18 protein-coding genes and 1 pseudogene are annotated in these 20,258 nt (G+C 72.8%); 11 read left to right on the plus strand and 8 right to left on the minus strand.

Translation table 11 applies throughout. The features are described 5' to 3' along the window. Positions 1-5: 5 nt before the first annotated feature. Complete coding sequence (locus tag SCMU_RS07720) at positions 6-464, minus strand: GyrI-like domain-containing protein (RefSeq protein WP_229232430.1); 459 nt, start codon at positions 462-464, stop codon at positions 6-8. Between the two features lie 124 nt (positions 465-588). Between SCMU_RS07720 and dxr the strand changes: the two genes are divergently transcribed. The 5 genes from dxr to SCMU_RS07745 are packed head-to-tail and all read left to right on the plus strand — an operon-like array spanning position 589 to position 5,579. Continuing rightward, entirely contained in the window at positions 589-1,818 is a 1,230-nt protein-coding gene (gene dxr, locus SCMU_RS07725; protein ID WP_229232431.1) for a 1-deoxy-D-xylulose-5-phosphate reductoisomerase, read from the plus strand. An 8-nt stretch (positions 1,819-1,826) separates the two neighbouring features. Beyond that, positions 1,827-3,176: a M50 family metallopeptidase gene (locus SCMU_RS07730; RefSeq protein ID WP_229232432.1), complete on the plus strand. Its 1,350-nt coding sequence runs from the start codon at positions 1,827-1,829 to the stop codon at positions 3,174-3,176. A 38-nt stretch (positions 3,177-3,214) separates the two neighbouring features. After that, positions 3,215-3,520 (plus strand): YciI family protein, encoded by a 306-nt coding sequence (locus SCMU_RS07735; RefSeq protein ID WP_229232433.1) that lies wholly within the window; start codon positions 3,215-3,217, stop codon positions 3,518-3,520. 51 nt (positions 3,521-3,571) lie between these two features. Then, a complete protein-coding gene (gene ispG, locus SCMU_RS07740; protein WP_443020238.1) occupies positions 3,572-4,738 on the plus strand; it encodes a flavodoxin-dependent (E)-4-hydroxy-3-methylbut-2-enyl-diphosphate synthase in 1,167 nt (388 codons plus the stop codon). After that, positions 4,692-5,579, plus strand: coding sequence for a GNAT family N-acetyltransferase (locus SCMU_RS07745; protein ID WP_229232434.1), 888 nt, complete (start codon positions 4,692-4,694; stop codon positions 5,577-5,579). Before ispG ends, SCMU_RS07745 begins: the two co-directional genes overlap by 47 nt. Before the next feature lie 7 nt (positions 5,580-5,586). On the opposite strand, the gene SCMU_RS07750 is transcribed toward SCMU_RS07745, so the two are convergent. The 4 genes and pseudogenes from SCMU_RS07750 to SCMU_RS07765 all read right to left on the minus strand — a co-directional run bounded on the left by SCMU_RS07750 (position 5,587) and on the right by SCMU_RS07765 (position 8,239). Continuing rightward, complete coding sequence (locus SCMU_RS07750) at positions 5,587-6,225, minus strand: TetR/AcrR family transcriptional regulator (protein WP_229232435.1); 639 nt, start codon at positions 6,223-6,225, stop codon at positions 5,587-5,589. Next, positions 6,222-6,965 (minus strand): ABC transporter permease, encoded by a 744-nt coding sequence (locus SCMU_RS07755; protein WP_443020279.1) that lies wholly within the window; start codon positions 6,963-6,965, stop codon positions 6,222-6,224. The genes SCMU_RS07750 and SCMU_RS07755 overlap by 4 nt, the downstream gene beginning before the upstream one ends. A gap of 8 nt (positions 6,966-6,973) precedes the next feature. Continuing rightward, positions 6,974-7,763, minus strand: a pseudogene (locus SCMU_RS07760) (ABC transporter ATP-binding protein). Positions 7,764-7,933: 170 nt separating this feature from the next. Next, on the minus strand, positions 7,934-8,239 hold the full coding sequence (locus SCMU_RS07765) for a DUF2249 domain-containing protein (protein WP_229232437.1): 306 nt from the start codon (positions 8,237-8,239) through the stop codon (positions 7,934-7,936). A gap of 53 nt (positions 8,240-8,292) precedes the next feature. Between SCMU_RS07765 and SCMU_RS07770 the strand changes: the two genes are divergently transcribed. The 6 genes from SCMU_RS07770 to SCMU_RS07795 all read left to right on the plus strand — a co-directional run bounded on the left by SCMU_RS07770 (position 8,293) and on the right by SCMU_RS07795 (position 17,201). After that, positions 8,293-9,024, plus strand: a complete 732-nt coding sequence (locus tag SCMU_RS07770) for a helix-turn-helix transcriptional regulator (protein WP_229232438.1) — start codon at positions 8,293-8,295, stop codon at positions 9,022-9,024. Continuing rightward, entirely contained in the window at positions 9,021-10,241 is a 1,221-nt protein-coding gene (locus tag SCMU_RS07775; RefSeq protein WP_229232439.1) for a DUF8744 domain-containing protein, read from the plus strand. Before SCMU_RS07770 ends, SCMU_RS07775 begins: the two co-directional genes overlap by 4 nt. Next, entirely contained in the window at positions 10,238-13,021 is a 2,784-nt protein-coding gene (locus SCMU_RS07780) for a multicopper oxidase domain-containing protein (RefSeq protein WP_229232440.1), read from the plus strand. The genes SCMU_RS07775 and SCMU_RS07780 overlap by 4 nt, the downstream gene beginning before the upstream one ends. A gap of 81 nt (positions 13,022-13,102) precedes the next feature. Further along, the gene (locus SCMU_RS07785; protein ID WP_229232441.1) at positions 13,103-14,938 is read left to right on the plus strand and encodes a proline--tRNA ligase; all 1,836 of its coding nucleotides are present in this window, start codon (positions 13,103-13,105) and stop codon (positions 14,936-14,938) included. Positions 14,939-14,947: 9 nt separating this feature from the next. Beyond that, positions 14,948-15,751 (plus strand): sulfite exporter TauE/SafE family protein, encoded by an 804-nt coding sequence (locus SCMU_RS07790; protein ID WP_229232442.1) that lies wholly within the window; start codon positions 14,948-14,950, stop codon positions 15,749-15,751. Between the two features lie 43 nt (positions 15,752-15,794). Then, positions 15,795-17,201: a pyridoxal phosphate-dependent decarboxylase family protein gene (locus SCMU_RS07795; protein WP_229232443.1), complete on the plus strand. Its 1,407-nt coding sequence runs from the start codon at positions 15,795-15,797 to the stop codon at positions 17,199-17,201. Positions 17,202-17,210: 9 nt separating this feature from the next. Here the strand turns inward: SCMU_RS07795 and SCMU_RS07800 are convergent, their stop codons facing one another. The 3 genes from SCMU_RS07800 to SCMU_RS07810 form a co-directional block, all read right to left on the minus strand. Beyond that, on the minus strand, positions 17,211-18,212 hold the full coding sequence (locus tag SCMU_RS07800) for an aminoglycoside phosphotransferase family protein (protein ID WP_229232444.1): 1,002 nt from the start codon (positions 18,210-18,212) through the stop codon (positions 17,211-17,213). Further along, complete coding sequence (locus SCMU_RS07805) at positions 18,209-18,931, minus strand: VIT1/CCC1 transporter family protein (RefSeq protein WP_229232446.1); 723 nt, start codon at positions 18,929-18,931, stop codon at positions 18,209-18,211. The genes SCMU_RS07800 and SCMU_RS07805 overlap by 4 nt, the downstream gene beginning before the upstream one ends. A 74-nt stretch (positions 18,932-19,005) precedes the next feature. Then, positions 19,006-20,175 carry a DUF4439 domain-containing protein gene (locus SCMU_RS07810; protein WP_229232447.1) on the minus strand — a complete coding sequence of 390 codons (1,170 nt, stop codon included), beginning with the start codon at positions 20,173-20,175 and terminating at the stop codon, positions 19,006-19,008. Positions 20,176-20,258: the final 83 nt, after the last annotated feature.

A 20,258-nucleotide genomic window follows, 5' to 3' on the forward strand; every position in this document is an offset into this window, starting at 1 on the left:
CTGGCTCACCGCGTCGGCCAGTACACCTCCGTGCGCCACGTGGCCGGATCGGGCTCGGCGCTCGGGTCCGTCAGGTACATCTCCCACATGCTCTCGCCCGGGGTGAGCCCCTGGCGCTGCATCCACTCGCCCATCTCCTGGTACGTCTCGGCGAGCCCCTCGTAGGGCCCGACGTGGGTGGCCTGGACCGCGGAGCCGCCGGGGAGGACGCTCGCGGTGACCCCCTCGGCCCCGGTGAAAGATCCCGCGATGGGGAATCCGGCCTCGAGGTCGATGGTCTCGCCCGGCATCCCGTGGTACATCGCGAACGGCGGGCCCGTGACGCGCGCGCCTGCGCCCTGGACGGCCTCGACGACCTTGCTGAAGACGCCATCGAAGAAGGGCCGCAGCTCATCCATCCGGATGGTGGCACGCACCACGGCCGTCGGCTGCTCAGTGAGGTCGGTGCTGCTGATCTCAGTCATGCTTCCATGCTGGCCCAGACGCGCGGCGAGCGCGAGGGCACAAGGGCCTTTCGACCAGCGCAGCCCTTCAACCGCCATGGCCTCGGCGACAGCTGCGACGGCGCACTACGGGATACTGGATGACATGCAGACACCCGGTTCCGAGCCGCACCCAGAGACCCAGCGTTCCGTCATCATCCTCGGCTCGACCGGCAGCATCGGCACCCAGGCGCTGGACGTCGTCGACGGCGCGCCGCACCGGTTCCGCGTCACGGCCCTGAGCGCCGGCGGGGGCAACCTCGGGCTCCTCGCGGTCCAGGCCGTCCGCACCCGCGCCGAGGCGGTCGGCATCGCGACCGGCAGCGTCGACGAGCTGCGCGCCCTCGTCGAGGGCGAGGCCGCCGCCCACGGGGCCGCCGGCTACGCCCCCGAGCTCTTCTCCGGCCCCGAGGCGTCCACCCGCATCGCCGCGTGGAGCGGCGCGAGCGGCCGGGCCGACGTCGTGCTCAACGGCATCACCGGGAGCATCGGGCTCGCCCCGACGCTCGCGGCCCTCGCCTCCGGCGCGTCCCTCGCGCTCGCGAACAAGGAGAGCCTCATCGTGGGCGGCACGCTCGTCACGGGGGCCGCCGCGCCGGGCCAGATCGTGCCCGTGGACTCCGAGCACTCCGCGATCGCCCAGTGCCTGCGGGCCGGCCGCGCGGATGAGGTCGAGAAGCTCATCCTGACCGCCTCTGGCGGCCCGTTCCGCGGCCGCACCCGCGCCGAGCTCGCCGGGGTGACCCCGGCGCAGGCGCTCAACCACCCGACCTGGGATATGGGAAAGGTCGTCACCACGAACTCGGCCACGCTCGTGAACAAGGGCCTCGAGCTCATCGAGGCCCACCTCCTGTTCGGGGTGCCGCTCGGGGCGATCGACGTCGTCGTGCATCCCCAGTCCGTGGTGCACTCAATGGTCCAGTTCGCCGACGGCTCCGTGATCGCGCAGGCGAGTCCGCCGGACATGCGCCTGCCCATCGCCCTGGGGCTGGGCTGGCCGGACCGCGTCCCCGGCGCGGCGCTGCCGTGCGACTGGAGCCAGGCCACCGCGTGGACGTTCGAGCCGCTCGACGCCGCGGCGTTCCCCGCGGTGGAGATCGCCCGCGACGCCGCGAAGCAGGGCACCACGTTCCCCGCGGTCTTCAACGCAGCCAACGAGGAGGCGGTCGAGGCCTTCCACGAGGGCAGGATCGGATTCCTGGACATCGTCGACACCGTCGAGGCGGTCCTGTCGGAGCATGGAGGTTCCTCGGAGCTCTCTGTGGATTCCGTCCTGGCGGCCGAGGAGTGGGCACGCGCGCGGGCCCACGAGCGTTTGGGTACGCAGAAGTCCTAGGAGCACCTGTGAATCCCACCATCCTGTTCATCCTCGGCGTCGTGTTCGTCGCCGTGGGCATCGCTGTGTCCATTGCCCTCCACGAGGTGGGCCACCTCCTGCCCGCCAAGCTGTTCAACGTTCGTGTCACCCGGTACATGATCGGGTTCGGCCCCACCGTGTTCTCGGTCAGGCGCGGCGAGACCGAGTACGGCGTCAAGGCCCTCCCGCTGGGCGGGTACGTGGCGATGGTCGGGATGTACCCGCCGAACGTGCGGGACGGCTCGGTGCGCTCCTCGAGCACGGGCATGTTCCAGGGCCTCGCCGAGGCCGCCAGGGACCAGGCGCACGAGGAGGTCCGCCCCCAGGACCACGGGCGGCTGTTCTACCAGCTGCCCGTCTGGAAGAAGATCATCATCATGCTCGGCGGGCCCGCCATGAACATCCTCCTCGGAGTGCTGTTCACCGCGATCCTGCTCATGGGGTTCGGCACCCCGCAGCCCACCACGCAGGTCGCGACCGTGTCCGCGTGCATGGTCACGCAGACTGCGTCGGGCGTCCAGGCGCCCAACCAGGACACCAACCCGGCGACGTGCACCAAGACGCCGGCCGCGGCGGCCGGACTCCAGCCCGGGGACACGGTCATGGTGTTCGACGGAAAGAAGGTGACGAGCTGGGACCAGCTCACCACGTGGATCCGTGACTCCGCGGGTCGCGAGGTCACCGTGACGCTCAAGCGCGGCGACTCCGAGGTCCAGGCCAAGGTCATGCCGGTCCTCAGCGAACGCCCCGTGATCGGCGCCAACGGCCAGGCTGTGAAGAACGCCGACGGCTCGTACCAGACCGTCCAGGCCGGCTTCCTCGGCATCGGCTCCCAGCAGGCCCTGGTGCCCCAGCCCGCCACGAGCGTCCTCCCCGCGGTCGGGGACAACATCGCCCAGGTGGCCGGCGTCGTCGTGAATCTCCCCGCCCGCGTCATCGCGGTGGGGCAGGCGGCGTTCAGCAGCGCCCCGCGCGATCCGAACGGGCCGATCAGCGTGGTCGGGGTGGGCCGGGTGGCCGGCGAGGTCGCGGCGATGGAGGACATTCCGCTCAACGCCCGCATCGCCACGCTCGTGGGCATCCTTGCCGGCGTGAACCTCGCCCTGGCCGTGTTCAACCTGATCCCGCTCCTTCCGCTGGACGGCGGGCATGTCGCGGGCGCGCTGTACGAGGGCGCACGACGGCGCGTGGCCGCATGGCGCAAGCGGCCTGACCCCGGGCCGTTCGACATCGCCAAGCTCCTGCCGCTGACCTACGTCGTGGCGAGCGTGCTGATCGCGATGAGCGTCCTGCTCATCTACGCGGACATCGTGAAACCGGTGAAGCTGTTCGGCTGACGGCGTCGGCGCGGCGCCGCGGGAGATAGTCTGGACCCATGACTGTCTTCGCCGTCGAATACCGGTACGTCTCCGCTCCGGAGGAGGCGGTCCGCCGCCTCGACGAGGTGCGGCCCGCCCATCGCGCGTGGCTCCGTGAGCGCGCGGAGTCCGGCGACCTCCTCGCGAGCGGTCCCATCGACGACGGGTCGAAGGCCCTGCTCGTCTTCCAGACGGCGGATCGTGCCGCCCTCGACGCGCTCTTGGCCCAGGACCCGTTCCAGAAGGCGGAGCTCGTTGCCGAGACGCATGCCCCGGAGTGGAACCCCATCATCGGCCGCCTCGCCGACGCCGCGACCGTCTGACGCAGCCACCACGTAGCACCCCTCCCAGCAGTACCCGTAAGGAGCCAGCCAGTGACCTCGGTCAGCCTCGGAATGCCAGACGCCCCGCCACCCGTCCTCGCGCCCCGGCGCAGGACCCGGCAGATCAGGGTGGGGTCGGTCGGCGTCGGCTCCGATTCGCCGATCAGCGTCCAGTCGATGACCACGACGCCGACCACGGACATCAACGCCACGCTCCAGCAGATCGCCGAGCTCACGGCCGCCGGCTGCGACATCGTGCGCGTCGCGTGCCCGTCCGCGGATGACGCCGAGGCGTTGCCGATCATCGCGAAGAAGTCCCAGATCCCCGTCATCGCGGACATCCACTTCCAGCCGAAGTACGTCTTCGCCGCGATCGAGGCCGGTTGCGCCGCCGTCCGCGTCAACCCCGGCAACATCCGCAAGTTCGACGACCAGGTCAAGGAGATCGCCCAGGCGGCCAAGGACCATGGCACGTCCATCCGGATCGGGGTCAACGCCGGCTCACTCGACGCGCGCCTCCTGAAGAAGTACGGCAAGGCCACCCCGGAGGCGCTCGTGGAGAGCGCGGTGTGGGAGGCCGGCCTCTTCGAGGAGCACGACTTCCACGACTTCAAGATCTCGGTCAAGCACAACGACCCCGTGGTGATGGTCCGTGCGTACGAGCAGCTCGCGGCGCGGGGCGACTGGCCGCTGCACCTCGGCGTGACCGAGGCGGGGCCTGCCTTCCAGGGGACCATCAAGTCCGCCACCGCATTCGGTGCGCTCCTGTCGCAGGGCATCGGGGACACGATCCGCGTCTCCCTCTCGGCCCCGCCGGTCGAGGAGGTCAAGGTCGGCATCCAGATCCTCCAGTCCCTCAACCTGCGTCCTCGCAAGCTCGAGATCGTCTCGTGCCCGTCCTGCGGCCGCGCCCAGGTGGACGTGTACACGCTCGCCGAGCAGGTCACCGCGGGGCTGGAGGGCATGGAGGTCCCGCTGCGCGTCGCCGTCATGGGCTGCGTGGTCAACGGGCCGGGTGAGGCGCGCGAGGCCGATCTCGGCGTCGCCTCCGGCAACGGCAAGGGCCAGATCTTCGTCAAGGGCGAGGTCATCAAGACCGTCCCGGAGAGCGAGATCGTGGAGACCCTGATCGAAGAGGCGATGAAGATCGCCGAGGGGATGGGGGAGGCCGGTGGCGAAGATTCTGTCCAAGGCGGCCCCGTGGTCACCGTCTCGTAGCCGCACGCCCGCACGGGCGGTACGCCGGCTCACCGACGAGGACACGCCCGCCCTCGCCGAGCTTGCCGCCGCCGATCCGGTCGCGAACGTGTTCGTCGCGGCCCACCTCGGCGCGCACGGGACGGCGTCCGCGATGTCCTCCGGCGCCGAGATCGTCGGGACGTTCGACGGCGATGGGCAGCTGAGCAGCGCGTGCTGGCTCGGCGCGAACGTCGTCCCCATCGAAGTGCCGGTGGCGCACGCCCAGGCCTACGCCGACGTGATCCGACATTCCCGCCGGAGGTTCGCCTCGATCTTCGGGCCGGCCGAGGCCACCCTCGCGATCTTCGCCGAGCTGTCCGGGCCACCGGCCCGCGATGTGCGTCGCGCCCAGCCGCTCCTCGCGATGGAGGGCGCCCCCTCCGTCGCGCCCGATCCGCTCGTGCGGGTCACGACCATCGAGGACTTCGACACGTTGGCCCCCGCCTGCGTGTCGATGTTCGAGGAGGAGGTCGGCTATTCGCCGGTGGCCGGGGGCAGCGAGAACTACTACCGCCGCGTCCGCCAGCTCATCGCGGAGGGGCATTCGTTCGCCCGGTTCGGCGCGGACGGCCGGGTGCTCTTCAAGGCCGAGCTCGGCTCCGTGTCCGCGGCCGCCTCGCAGGTCCAGGGCGTCTGGGTGGAGCCGTCCCACCGCGGCGAGGGGCTCAGCCACGGGGGCATGGCGGCCGTCGTCGAGTACGCCCGGCGCCTCGCGCCGATCGTGAGCCTGTACGTCAACGACTACAACTACAAGGCCCGGGCGAGCTATCGCAGGGTCGGGTTCGAGCAGGTCGGGACGTTCGCCACCGTCCTGTTCTGAGCAGCTCCTAGGCGCCCGGTCCGGCCGCGCCCGGTACCGCGGGGAGGGCCCCGGTGAGGTGCCGCTCGACCGCGGGCGCGAGGAGTGCCTCCGCGTCCTCGGCCGGGAGGGAGGCGACCGGCTCGAGCCGGACCACGTACCGCACGAGGATGAAGCCCACCACTTGCGTTGCGGCGAGGGCCGCGCGGAGGTCGCGCTCGGCGTCGTCATAGGGCAGCCCCTCGGCGACCCGGGCGAGGATCCGGCGCCGCACGACGTCGCGCAGGAGCCTCGTGCGCGACGTCGAGCCGATCGTGGCGCGCAGGAACGCGGCGAGGACATGCTGCTGCGGGCCCTCCCACAGGGCCAGGACAGCGTGGGCCACGATCCGGCCGCGGCCCTCGGGCACGGCCGGGTCCAGGCCCGCGAGCAGGTCACCGGGGTCGGCGGGGAGGGACACCGCGGCACCGAAGAGCTCGTCCTTCCCACCGAAGTAGTGGTGCACGAGCGCCGGGTCCACCTTGGCCTCCCGCGCTACCCGGCGCAGGCTCACCGCGTCGAACCCGTGGTCCGCGAAGAGGCGCCCCGCGGCGGCGAGGATGCGCGCGCGCCGGTCCCCGCCGTCGTCGGGCCTGCCCCGCTTCGCCGTGCGGCCCACTGAGCTCATGAGCTCTTCCGCGGGAGCGTGAACGAGGCGAGCGCGAGGAGGCCGATCACGATCGCGGCCATGATGCCGAAGTCGCGCCACATCGTCCCTGTCGGGTCGGTGTTCTTCGCGATCTCTTGGAGGGCGTTGACCGAGTAGGTCAGAGGCATCCAGTCGGAGACGGCCTGGAACACGTCGTTCATGCGGTCGCGGGCCACGAAGAGGCCGCAGAGCAGGATCTGCGGGATCACGACCACCGGCATGAACTGCACCGCCTGGAACTCCGTGCGGGCGAACGCGCTGCAGAACAGGCCCAGGGCCACTCCGAGCACGGCGTTCACGACCGCGACGAGCACCACGAACCCGCCGTTGCCCTTGATGTCGAGGTTGAACACCCAGTACGCGACCCCGGTGGCGATCGCGGACTGGAGAGCGGCCATGAGCGAGAACGCGATGCCGTACCCGAACAGCAGGTCGGCGGTGTGGATCGGCGTGGTCATGAGCCGCTCGAGCGTCCCCGTAGTGCGCTCGCGCAGCATCGTGATCGACGTGATGAGGAACATGACGATGAACGGGAAGATCGCGAGCATGATCAGGCCCACGCGGTCGAACGTGCGGGGCGCGCCGGGCGGGAGGGCCTCGTTCTCGTAGAGCCAGTACACGACCGCGAGCAGCGCCGAGGGCACCACGACGATGAGCGCGAGGCTGCGGTGGTCGTGGCGCAGCTGGGTCAGGACGCGCACCGTGGTGGCCCACAGCATCCGGGGGTTCATGCGGCATGCTCCTTCGCCGGAACGGGCAGACCGGCGGCCTGGCGGTCGAGGTCCGCCCGGATGATGCCGAGGAAGGCCTGCTCGAGGTCGTCGCTCCCGCCGCTCGCGCAGCTGGGCGGGCGTGAGCTGACCCAGGAGCCGGCCCTCGCGCAGCAGCAGGAGCGAGTCGCAGCGGCTCGCCTCCTCCATGACGTGGCTCGAGATCAGGAGGGTGCAGCCGGAGTCTGCGAGGGCGCGGAAGCGCTCCCACAGGTCCACGCGGAGCACGGGGTCCAGGCCCACGGTCGGCTCGTCGAGGACGAGCAGCACCGGGTCGCCCACGAGGGCGCACGCGAGGGAAACGCGGCTGAACTGGCCGCCGGAGAGGTCGGAGGCCTTGCGCCTGGCCAGGTCGGTGAGACCGACGGCCTCGACGGCCCCGCGGGCGTCCGCGGCCGATCTGCCGTGGAGGGCGCCGAAGTACCGGACGTTGTCCAGGACCGTGAGGTCCCGGTAGATGCTCGCGTCCTGGGTCATGTAGCCCAGCGACCCGCGCAGCGACGCGGCCCCGGCAGGCCGCCCGAGGACGGTGAGGGAGCCCCCGGCCAGCCGCTGCACGCCCACGATAGAGCGCATGAGGGTGCTCTTGCCGCTTCCGGAGGGGCCCAGCAGCCCCGTGACGCGACCTGCCGGAACGGTGAAGTCGAGTTCGTGGAGGATCGGCGCCCGGCGGATGCGGACGGAGAGCCGGTCCGCCTCGATCGCGGGCGCCGTCGTGGCGGCGTGTGCGCCGGTGGTGTGCTGCATGCTGACTCCCGGGGGATGGGGGCGCTGGAATTCATCACTCGATGAATTCGAGGCTAGGCCCACCCGGGGGCGCGGTCAATGAGGCCTGAGGCAGAAATGAACCAGGCACCGGCGGGGAGACCGGTGCCTGGTGGCTGAGAGGGGCGGGGTGGGGGGTCGGACGCCGCGGGCTACGCCTCGCGGCGGAACTGGACCTTCCACTCCTCGGGCCCTTCGGTGAGGTACGTGACCTCGAAGGCGCCCTCGCGGTACCGCTGCTCTACCTGCGCGAGGAGCGGGAGCGGGGCGTGGTTGGCGATGATCACGAGCCCGGAGCCCACGGCGAGCGAGTCCAGCGCGCCGAAGATCGTCGCGTGCCGGATGGCGTGCGGGATCACGCGGACGTCGAGTTCGGGGAAGCCCTCGGCCTCGTGCTCGCCGCACGCGCAGGACGACTTCTGGGTGAGGGTCAGCGGGTTTGCTTCGGTGTATTCCATCTCATGTCCTTCCGGAGAGGTGTCCTGTCTCAAACTTTACTACACTAAATTCCGTGACAAATCATTCCGTGAAAGGCGCGCCTCTCGGTCCGCAGCCCACGCTTCCGGGTCCGGCACTGCCCCTGTCCGGGGCGCGTGCGGGCATCGTCGACCTGCTGCGCGCCGCGGGTGGTCCGTGTACGGTCGAGGAGCTCGCCGGGGAGACGGGCCAGCACCCCAACACGGTGAGGGAGCACCTCGAGGCCCTCGTCGGCGCGGGCCTCGCCGAACTCGCCGACGGCCCTCCGCTGGGGGAGGGCCGTCCCGGCCGAAGGGGGCGCCCGGCGAAGCACTACCGGGCCGTGGAGCAGGCCCCCGCGGCGGGCTACGCAGGCCTCGCGGGCGTGCTGGCCGCGGAGGTGGCGCGCCTCGCGCCGGATCCGGACCGTGCCGGGGTGGAGGCTGGCCGCAGCTGGGCCCGCCGGACCCTCGGCGCCCCGGCACCCGGCGACTCGCGCCGCGCAGTCACCGCCACAGAGGCACGACGCCGCGTGCTCGCCGAACTGGACGAGCTCGGCTTCGGCGTCGACGAGCCACGGGAGGGCGGGACCCACGCCGGCGGGACGGTACGCCTCGTGGCGTGCCCGCTGCTGTCCGCGGCAAAGGACCAGCCGCGCGTGGTCTGCTCGGTCCACGCCGGCCTCGTCGAGGAGTCGCTGAGACTCCTCGGCCACCCCGAGCTGGGCTCGCGGCTTGAGCCGTTCGCCGAACCCGGTGCGTGCCTGCTGACGATCGGCCGCCCGTGAGCCGTCGCCCTGCACCCACCGCCAGCACGGCGCCGAAGATCGCCACAACCGTCTGGCCGCGCGCCCTCCTCCTGGCCCTCGGCGGGGCCTCCCTGCTCGCCGGGCTCGACGCCGCCCTGACCCTTCTGGGCGTCGCCGCGCCCGTCGGCCCAAGCACGGCGCCCACGCTGCCGCCCTCGCATGGGACGCTCATGGTGTTCGGGTTCGTCGGCACACTTATCGCCCTCGAGAGGGCGGTCGCCCTCCGGCGCGTCTGGGGCTACTCGGCCCCCGCGCTCTTGGGCGCCGGCTCGATCGCCCAGCTCGTCCCAGCGTTCGGCGAGGGCACCGCCTGGGTGCCGCGCGCCGTCGTGCTCGGGGGAGCCGTAATGTTCGCGGTGGTGTATGTGCCGCTGTGGCGCCGACAGCGGGACCCCGCAGTGCTCGTGCAGGCGTTGGGCGCGGTCGCGGCAGCGGGGGGTGCGGGCCTTCTCGCGGCGGGGGTCGGCGTGCCCGCCGTTGTGCCGTGGTTCGCCGCCTTCCTGCTCGCGACCATTGCGGGAGAGCGGCTCGAGCTTGCCCGGCTGCGGATCTCTGGCCGCTGGGCGGAACCACTGCTCGTCACCGCGTGCGCCGCGATCGTGGCACTGGGTCCCGCCACTCTGCTCTGGCCCGCGGTGGGGTACCCGCTGTTCGGGCTGGCACTGCTCGGGCTTGCCGCGTGGCTCGTGAAGTATGACGTCGCGCGGGCCACCATCCGATCGAAGGGCCTGCCGCGCTTCGTGGCCGCGTGCCTCCTGGCCGGCTACGCGTGGCTTGCCGTCGCGGCGGGCGTGTGCCTCCTGAACCCCGGCGCAGGGTCCGGATCCCTGGCGGGTGCCGCCTACGACGCGTTCCTCCACGCGACATTCCTTGGCTTCGTCATGTCCATGATCATGGCCCACGCGCCCGTGATCCTGCCGGCCGTCCTGCGCCGGCCGCTGCCATACCTGCCGGTGATGTGGGTCCCAGCGGTGCTCCTGCACGCGACGCTCGTGCTGCGCCTCGCCGTCGGCGACGCCCGCGGGGACATCGTTGCGTGGCAGTGGGGCGGCATGGGCAACGTCGCGGCGGTGCTCGCGTTCGTGGCGCTCGCGGCGTACGCGGCGGCCGCCGGGGGGCAAGTTCGCCCACGGGCGCAGCCCACGATCTCGGATCCTGCCCGTGCGGGGCGCGCCAAGCAGGAGGGTGCGGCATGATGCCCACCCTGCCGCCCAAGGGGCAGACGCCCGGCAACTCCGCGGCCGCCAAAGACCCGAACGGCCCCGGGCGCCCCGGCACCGGCCGGGCCACGTGGCACCGCTGGGCCAACGCCCCAACCCTCGTGTGGCTGCTGGCCATCGCGGTGCTCTCCGGCATCCACCGCGGCATCCCTGCCTCCGGGTGGCTCCTGACCCACCTCGCACTGCTCGGGGCGGCGACGAACGCCATCATGGTCTACTCGTGGCACTTCGCCGAGGCCCTGCTGCGCCTGCCCGTGCCGTCCCGGCGGGCGCTCGCGGCGCGCCTCGTGCTGCTGAACGTCGGGGCGGCCGCGGCGATGGGCGGCGTCTTGGGCCAGGCCTGGCTCGCGGCCGTCGCAGGGGCAGCCGCCGTGGGTGCCGCGGCGGGCTGGCACGGAATCGCCCTGCTGCTGCGGGTGCGCCGGGCCCTCCCCTCCCGGTTCGCATCCACCCTGCGCTACTACCTCGCGGCCTGCGCCCTCCTGCCCTTCGGGGCTGCCGCGGGGGCCCTCCTCGCCCTCCCCGGCATGGACGACGCCGGCGACCTCCACCCGCGCCTCCTGCTCGCCCACGAGTCGGTCAACGTGCTCGGCTGGGTGGGCCTGAGCGTGCTCGGCACGCTCGTGACCCTGTTCCCGACGATGCTGCGGACCCGCGCGCACGACGCCGCCGAGCCCACCTCGCGCCGCGCCCTCTGGGCCCTCCTGGCCGGCGTCGGCCTGGCCGCGGTGGGCGCGCTCGCTGGCCTGCGGCCCCTCGCCGCCGTGGGCGTGCTCGTCTACCTGGGCGGGGTGGTCGTCTCGGCCGTCCCGCTCGCCCGGGCCGTGCGCAGCAAGCCGCCCGTGACCTTCGCGACGCTCTCGGCGCTCGCGTCCCTGCTGTGGCTCATCGGCGCGCTCGGGCGGCTCGCGTGGCTGTGCGCGACCGCCCCCGACTGGGATTCGCTGCACATGGCTCTCGCCGATCTCACCCCGGCGCTGGCCGCCGGGTTCGCGGCGCAGGTGCTGCTCGGTGCCCTCTCCTACCTGCTGCCGGTCGTGTTCGGCGGCGGGCCGTCCGTGGTGCGCCGGCGTACCGACATGCTCGACGCCGCCGCGTGGCTCCGCGTGGTCCTCGCCAATGGCGCGCTCGCCCTCTACCTCCTGCCCGTGCCCAGCACGGTGCGGGTCGCCGCCGCCGTGGCCGGGCTCGTGGCGCTCGCAGCCTTCATCTGGCTCGCGGCCCGGGCGTGGTTCTCCCGCCCCCGCCCAGAGGACCAGCCCCGGCACCCGGCCGGCTCGGGCCCCATCGCCGTCGGCGCGTCGGTCCGCAGCAGGCTCGGATCCGGCGCGGTAGGCCTCGCCGTCCTGCTGGCCGCCGTTGTCTCCGGTGTCGCCGCGGACCCGTCCGTGCTTCCGGTCGCGGCGGGCGGCTCGCCTGTGGCAGCCACGGCGGCGGGCGCGGTGGGCGCGAAGGGGGGCAGCGGCGTCGTGCCGACAGGCCACACCACCACGGTGGAGGTCGCGATGTCCGGGATGCGGTTCGTGCCGGACACCGTGACCGTCCCGGCCGGCGACCGGCTCGTGATCGAGCTGGCCAACAAGGACCAGACCCCGCACGACCTCGTGCTCGCCACAGGCCAGGACTCCGGGCGGATCTACCCGGGCAAAGACGGCCAGCTCGACGCCGGCGTGATGGGCGCGTCCGTGGACGGCTGGTGTTCCGTGGTGGGGCACAAGCAGATGGGCATGGTGTTCCGCGTGAATGTGTCGGGCGCCCAAAGTAGTGCAGGGCCGAGCACGCCGCAGGCCGGTGCGATGGACATGCCCGGCATGCAGCACGCTGCCCCCGCCTCTCCCGGTGCCACAGGCTCCTCGGCGCCGAGTGCCGCCGCGCCGCACGCCCCGTACCCGGCCGACCTCCCGCCCGTGCCGGCCGGCACGACCCACAAGGTGACCCTCACGGTGCGGGACACAGTCACCGAGGTGGCGCCCGGCGTCGAGCAGACGCTGTGGACGTACAACGGCACCGCGCCGGGGCCCGTGCTGCACGGGCGGGTGGGGGACACGTTCGAGGTCACGCTCGTCAACGACGCGTCCGCTGGGCACTCGATCGACTTCCACGCTGGTGCGCTCGCCCCGGACGGGCCCATGCGGACCATCGACCCGGGCCAGCAGCTCACGTACACGTTCACGGCCACGCAGCCGGGAATCTGGATGTACCACTGCTCCACGATGCCGATGTCCCTGCACATCGCCAACGGGATGTTCGGGGCCGTCGTGATCGACCCGCCGGACGCGCCGCCCGTGGACCACGAGTTCGTGCTCGTCCAGAGCGAGCAGTACCACGGCGCCGCGGCCAACGGCGTGCCGGGCATCGCCGGCCTTGACGCTGTCTCAGCCAAGATCGCCGCGGGCACACCGGACGCGGTCGTGTTCAACGGGTACCCGAACCAGTACGACGCCGCCCCGCTCGCCGCGCGCGCGGGCGAGCGGGTGCGCGTGTGGGTGCTCGACGCCGGCCCGGGCCGCGCGACGTCGTTCCACGTGGTCGGCGCGCAGTTCAGCGCGGTATGGGCCGAGGGCGCGTACCGACTCGCGCCCGGCGCCGGTGGTGCCCAGACCGGCGGCTCCCAGGCCATGGACCTCGCGCCAGCCCAGGGCGGCTTCGTGGACCTGACGTTCCCCGCCGCGGGCCACTACCCGTTCGTGAGCCACTACATGGTGGACGCCGAGCGGGGGGCACACGGGGTCTTCGATGTCGCCGCGGCGAAGTGAGGGGCGGACTGAGCGCAGGCCCACTGGGATACATTGGTAGCTGACATTTTTCCCGCTCCACATCCAGAAACGGATTGCCCTGTGGTCCTGCGACTCTCCACCCTGTTCCTCCGCACGCTCCGCGAGGACCCCGCCGACGCCGAGGTTGCGAGCCACAAGCTCTTGGTCCGCGCCGGCTACATCCGCCGTGCGGCCCCGGGCATCTACACGTGGCTCCCGCTCGGGCTCGCGGTGCTGCGCAAGGTCGAGCAGGTGATCCGCGAGGAGATGGCCGCGATCGGCTCGCAGGAGGTCCACTTCCCGGCGCTACTGCCGAAGGAGCCCTACGAGGCGACCAACCGCTGGACCGAGTACGGCGAGGGCATCTTCCGCCTCAAGGACCGCAAGGACGCCGACTACCTCCTGGCCCCCACCCACGAGGAGATGTTCACCCTCCTGGTGAAGGACCTGTACTCCTCGTACAAGGACCTCCCTCTTTCGCTCTACCAGATCCAGAACAAGTACCGCGACGAGGCCCGGCCGCGAGCCGGCCTCCTGCGCGGGCGTGAGTTCATCATGAAGGACTCCTACTCGTTCGACGTGGACGACGCCGGTCTGGACGTCAGCTACGCGAAGCACCGTGAGGCGTACCTGAAGATCTTCGCCCGGCTCGGCCTCGAGGTGATTCCCGTCAAGGCGACCGCGGGTGCGATGGGCGGGTCCAAGAGCGAGGAGTTCCTCCACCCGACCGAGGTCGGCGAGGACACGTTCGTCCGTTCCGCCGGCGGCTACGCGGCGAATGTCGAGGCCGTCGCGACCGTGGTGCCGGGCGAGGTCGACTACTCCGATGCCCCGGCCGCGCAGGTCCTCGACACCCCTGACACCCCCACGATCGACACGCTCGTGGCCGCGTCCCAGACGATCTTCCCGAACCCCGAGCGTCCCTGGACCGGCGCGGACACGCTCAAGAACGTGGTCCTCGCGGTCACGCTGCCCACGGGTGAGACCCAGCTTGTGGTGATCGGCCTCCCCGGCGACAGGGCCGTGGACCTCAAGCGCGTCGAGGCGAACATCGGGGCGTTCCTGCCCATCGCCGGCGAGATCGGCATCGAGGCCGCGAGCGACGAGCAGCTCAAGGCGCAGCCGCTCATCGTCAAGGGCTACCTCGGTCCGGGCCTGGACCGCGACGACGCGCTCCTCGGCCTCGAGGGCAAGGCGAAGATCCTCTACCTCGTGGACCCGCGCGTGGTCTCCGGCACCCGCTGGATCACCGGTGCCAACGAGCACGGCAAGCACGTCTACGGCCTCGTGGCCGGCCGCGACTTCGGCTGGGACGGCGTCATCGAGTGCACCGAGGTCCGCGCGGGCGATCCCGCCCCGGACGGCTCCGGGCCGCTCGAGACCGCGCGCGGGATCGAGATGGGCCACATCTTCCAGCTCGGTCGCAAGTACGCCGAGGCGCTCGAGCTCAAGGTCCTCAACGAGAACGGCAAGCAGGTCACCGTGACGATGGGCTCCTACGGGATCGGCGTGACCCGCGCGGTAGCTGCCCTCGCCGAGTCCAACCACGACGACCGTGGCCTTGTCTGGCCGCGCGCCGTGGCACCCGCGGACGTGCACGTGGTCGCCGTGGGCCGCGGCGAGGAGATCTTCGCCGAGGCCGAGCGCATCACCGCCGAGTTCGAGGCCCGCGGCCTGACCGTGATGCTCGACGACCGTCCCAAGGTCTCCCCGGGCGTCAAGTTCGGCGACGCCGAGCTCATCGGCGTCCCGACCATCGTCGCCGTCGGCAAGGGCCTCGCCACGGGTACGCTCGAGGTCAAGGACCGCCGCAGCGGCACCGCCGAGGACGTCCCGGTCGCCGAGGTCGTGGACCGCGTCGTTGCGATGGTCCGGGACGGCGCCACCGCGGTGCTGGCCTCGGCCGACGTCGACTAGCGCCCCCGCGTGGTCAGCGGCTTCGAGGCCGTCGATCCCCTCACCCTGATCCTGATCATCGTCGCGGGGTTCTGCGCGGGGTGGGTCGACGCCGTCGTGGGCGGCGGCGGGCTCATCCAGCTGCCCGCCCTCCTCGCTGTCCCCGGCATCGCCCCTGTGCAGGCCCTCGCGACGAACAAGATGGGCTCGGTCTTCGGCACGACGACGAGCGCGCTCACCTACGCGCGCCGTGTCCGCCCCGACCTGCGCACGGCCATCCCGATGGCCGTCGTGGCCCTCGTCGGCGCGTTCGGCGGAGCGTCCGTGGCCACCGTGCTGCCCGGAAGAGTGTTCAAGCCGATCATCCTGGCCGCGATCGTCGCCGTCGCGCTCTTCACCGCGTTCAAGCCGCAGATGGGCCAGTACACCCAGCTGCGGCTCAAGGGCCGCCGCCACCTCGCGGCGGCCTGCGGACTGGGCCTCGCGATCGGGTTCTACGACGGGCTGATCGGTCCCGGCACGGGCTCGTTCCTCGTCATCGCGCTCGTCTCAGGCATGGGGTACGCGTTCCTCGAGGCCAGCGCGAAGGCCAAGATCGTGAACATGGCCACCAACATCGGCGCGCTCATCCTTTTCGGCCTCTTCGCCCCGGCGGGCACGCTCCTCTGGGGGCTCGGGCTCGTGCTGGGCGCGGCGAACATGCTCGGCGGCTACACCGGCGCCCGCATGGCCGTGGCCCGCGGCAACACGTTCATCCGGTGGGTGTTCCTGGCCGTGGTCGCGGCCCTCGCCGTCAAGCTCGGGATCGACGTCTGGAACGAGAACTTCGCCTGACACGGCCCTGTCTGTGCGCCGCGGCCCGGCGTAGCATGCAGCCATGCTGCGCCCCGAGGACTACGACGAACCGCTGTCCCGCGCCGCCGAACGGGCCCGCGCCTGGCTGAAGGGCCTGCCGGACCGCCACGTGGGTCCGCGCGCGACGGCGGACGAGCTCGCCGAGGCATTCGGCGGCACCATGCCCGAGGAGGGCCTCGACCCGGCTGCGACGGTTGATCTGCTCGCGGACCTCGCGGATCCGGGGCTCATGGCGATGGGCTCGGGCCGCTTCTACGGCTGGGTGATCGGCGGCACCCTGCCGGCGGCCATGGCCGCGGACTGGCTCGTCTCGGCGTGGGACCAGAACACCGGCCTCCGGTTCGCCACGCCTGCCGTCGCGGCCGCAGAGGAGGCCGCGGGCCGCTGGGTGCTCGACCTCCTCGGGCTGCCAGGCGGCTCGGACGTGGGGTTCGCGACCGGGGCCAGCATGGCGAACTTCTCGGGCCTTGCGGCCGCCCGGTGGCGGGTCCTTGAGCGCGTGGGCTGGGACGTGAACGTCCGCGGCCTCACGGGCGCGCCAAGGGTCCGGGTGCTCGTGGGCGCCGAGCGGCACGACACGGTGGACATGGCGCTGAGGCTCCTCGGGCTCGGGGCCCCCGAGGCCGTTCCGGTGGACGAGCAGGGCCGCATCCGGCCCGACGCGCTCTCGGAGGCTCTAGAAGCCGGCGACGGCCCAGCGATCGTGGTCCTGCAGGCGGGGAACATCCACTCGGGTGCCTTCGACCCGTTCCCGGAGGCGATCGCCGCCGCCCGCGCACACGGGGCGTGGGTGCACGTCGACGGGGCCTTCGGGCTCTGGGCCGGCGCCTCCGCCGCCACGAGGCACCTCGTGCACGGCATGGACGCCGCGGACTCGTGGGGCACCGACGCCCACAAGAACCTCAACGTGCCCTACGACTGCGGGATCGTGGTTTGCCGTGACGTGCCCGCCCTCCGCACGGCCCTCGGCATGCACGCGGACTACCTCGTCCACGATGCGCAGGGAGACCACGGCCCCGGGGACCCGCTCGAACGGGTGCCGGAGCTCTCGCGCAGGGCCCGCGGCGTGCCGGTCTGGGCCGTCCTGAGGTCGCTGGGACGATCGGGCGTCGACGCGCTCGTGTCCCGGCTCGTCGCGCATGCGCAGGAGCTCGCCCGGCGCATTGGGGAGCTTCCCGGGGCGGAGGTGCTCAACGTCGTCGTCTTCAGCCAGGTCTGCCTCGCGTTCGGCTCGGACGCGCGCACGGAGGCGGTCGCCGCATTCCTCGCCCAGGACGGGCGCGTGTGGATGAGCGGGTCACGGTGGCGGGGACGGTCCGTGCTGAGGATCTCGGTGGCCAACTGGTCCTCGGACGCCGCCGACGTCGAGGTCTCGGTCGCGGCCGTCCGCGACGCCCTCGCGGCGACGGATGGGACGGGGGCGCCGTGAGGTCGTCCTTCAGTCGAGGCGCTTGAGGTCCTCCACGGCCGGCAGCCCGGGCAGGAGCCGGTCACTCAGTGCGCTCGCCACCCACAGCGACCGCTCGGCGTCGCCCCGGTGCCCGGGGCGCTCGGCGTACCACAGGGCGTTCTCGACCTCGCGTGCCACCGACCAGGCGCGGCTCGCCTCGGGGTCGAGCCCAGCGGCCGTGGCGAGGCGCCCGCAGCGCTCGAGGAGGGACGACGGCGCGTCGGTCCCGGCGAGCTCGGGGAGGCGGTTCCACAGCATCGGGGCGACCGCGAACTCCGCCTCGCCGACCGCCGCCTGGGGATCGATCGCGCGGAAGGCGGGCACGTCAGGCGTGGGGACGTCCGCCGCGAGGACGTTCATCCCGTGGAAGTCCGTATGGACGAGCACGTCGCGACCGCCGCGCCGGCCCACGGCACCGCGGGTCTGGCACACCTCGAGCGCGGCCTCGAGCAGCCAGCGCGGAAAGGGGCGCCCGAGCCCCTCCCAGCGCTCCGGGAGCTCGTCGGTCCATCGCTCGGCCGTCGCATCGATGCGCTCGAACGCGTCCCAGCCCGGCCGGCCGTCGGGGACGATCGAGAGTTCCCGCACGAGCTCGCCCCAGATGTACGCCGCCTCGGGGAACGGGACGTCCTGGAGGCGGCGGCCCGCGTCGAGGCGCTCGAGCAGGAGTGAGCAGGAGGCGGGGTCATGCTCCATGAGCCGGACGGCGCCGGTCCCGTCCCACAGCCCCAGAGCTGCGGGCTCGGCGGCCGCCTCCGGGAACGGGCAGGAGATCTTCAGCGCGAGCCTCTCGCCGCCGCGCAGCACGGGCACCACCACGGCCCACATGCCCGCGTGCGCCCCGCCGCCCGACGGGAGGTCGGGGACCAGACCCCAGGCAGTGAGGCGGTCGGCGTAGAGGTCCGGAACGGCGTCGAGCCACGCGCGGCCCTCAGGGGTGCGCGTGGCTCGATGCTGCAGGGACTCCGGGACGAGCCCCGGGGGCGTCATGCGATGCCCGTGGTCCCCAGAAGGGTGCCGAGGCCGAACGTGGCCGCGAGCGCCAGCGCGCCGCCGACCACGACCCGCGTGGAGGCCCTGACGCGGGAGCCGCCGCCGATCCAGGCGCCGACCCAGCCGGTGACCGCGAGCGCGATCAGGACGGCCACGAACGTCAGGGGGACGCGGATTCCCGCGGGGGCGAGGAGGATCGTGAGCATCGGCAGAATGGAGCCGATGAGGAACGAGACCGCCGAGGCGAAAGCCGCGTGCCATGCGCTCACGATCTCGTCCGGGTTGATGCCCAGCTCGATGTCGAGGTGGGCCCGCAGCGGGTCCTTCTCGGTGAGCTCCTTCGCGACCGTCCGCGCGGTCTCCTCGGACAGGCCCTTGTGCCGGTAGAGGCCCACGAGCTCCTCGAATTCCTCGGCAGGCTGTTCGCGGAGCTCCCGGGTCTCCTTCGCGATGAGGTCCTTCTGGCTGTCGCTCTGGCTGCTTACCGAGACGTACTCGCCGAGGGCCATCGAGATCGCGCCACCCACGACGGCGGCGAGGCCTGCGACGAGGATCGGGGCGCTATCGCTGGTGACGCCCGCGACGCCGACGACGACCGCCGCGACCGACACAATGCCGTCGTTGGCGCCGAGGACGCCCGCACGGAGCCAGTTGAGCTTGGCCGCGAGATCGGTGCCCTGAGGTTCGGGATGAAGCTGGGTGGCTGGTTCGCTCATGGCACCACTTTGGCACCCCCGCCGCCGCTGTACCAGCTAAGCAAGGCTCTCCTTAGGCGTGCGCCGGCGGCCTGTCAGTGAGCAGCGGCCCCCTGCGCGGCGAGGTCCCCGGGGAAGGCGGCCGACGCCGTCGTCCCGTGGTCCGCGGTCCCGGCGGCGAGGGCGGCCGCGCGGCGGGCCGATTCGAGGAGCCCGTCGGCTGCGGAGGCCCTCAGGCCCGGGTCCACGGCGCCGACCAGCGCACACCACGCCGCGATGGCGGAGTCTTCGAGCCCCGCGAGCTGGGCCGGGGCGCCCGCATCGGCGGGGAGCGCGTAGCCGGGCGCGGGCGCGGGAAGCATGACGGCCGCCCGCCCGGCCAGCGCGCCGAGGTCTCCGAGGCGGGCGCGGTGCGTGTCTGCCGCGGCGAGGTCGGCCGCCCGGGCTGCGGCCTCGCTCCGCGCTGCGAGGACGGTGTACGCCCACACGGCAGCCTGCTCCGCGGACTGGACGGCCTCGAACGCGGCCCGCTCGGGGGTCTCGGCCGCGTTTGCCGAGGTGCCCGCTTGTGCCGAGGTGCCCGCCGCTGAGGGGGTATCCGCGGCTGGCGAGGACGGGACGGCGGACGACGGCGCACCGCCGGCCGCCGCGGTCGGCGCACCGCCCGTGGGGGATCCCTGCTGACTGGCCGGAGTGCTGGCGGCAGGAGCGAGCCGCTCGGCCTCGAGCGTCTGCCCGGTGGCCACGGACGCGAGCAGAGCCGCCGTGGGGCCGTCAACGGCCTCGAGGTCCGCGCGCCGGGCGGCGGCGCTCGCGGCCAGCTGCGATGCCAGCTGCCGTGCCAGAGACCCGGCGCTCGCGCCCGACGGCGTCGACGCTGAGGCGCTGGCGGTGGCGGTTGCGCCGGTGCCGGTCGCGGCAGTGCCGGTCGGGGCCGCGCCGGTCGAGTCAGGAGTGGGGGAGGCCGCACGGGTGGCCCATCTGGGAGGGAGCGAGGCCTCGAGGACCTGCGCCTGAAGGCTCAGGATGCCCTGGGTGCGCGAGGCGCCCACCGGCAGCGCGGCGGCCGTCTGGGCGAGGCGAGCGGCGTCGTCGTGCGCGCGCAGCAGCGCCGCCTCGCCCGCGGTGGGCATCGGCTCGGGCGGCGCCGGGGCGGCCACCACCGAGGCGCCTACGCCCAGCGCCGCCGCCGCTGCCAGGGCGGCGGGCCAGGCCCATGGGCGCACGCCGCGGCGCGGGGCGGGGGAGTCGGTGGCGGATCTCACGGACTCGATGATGCCACGGACCCTGCGCTCGCCCTCGCCGGGCCCTGCGAGCGGATAGTCTAGGAGGACAACTCAAGCAAAAG

The organism is Sinomonas cyclohexanicum, from assembly GCF_020886775.1.
Taxonomy (GTDB): Bacteria; Actinomycetota; Actinomycetes; order Actinomycetales; family Micrococcaceae; genus Sinomonas; species Sinomonas cyclohexanicum.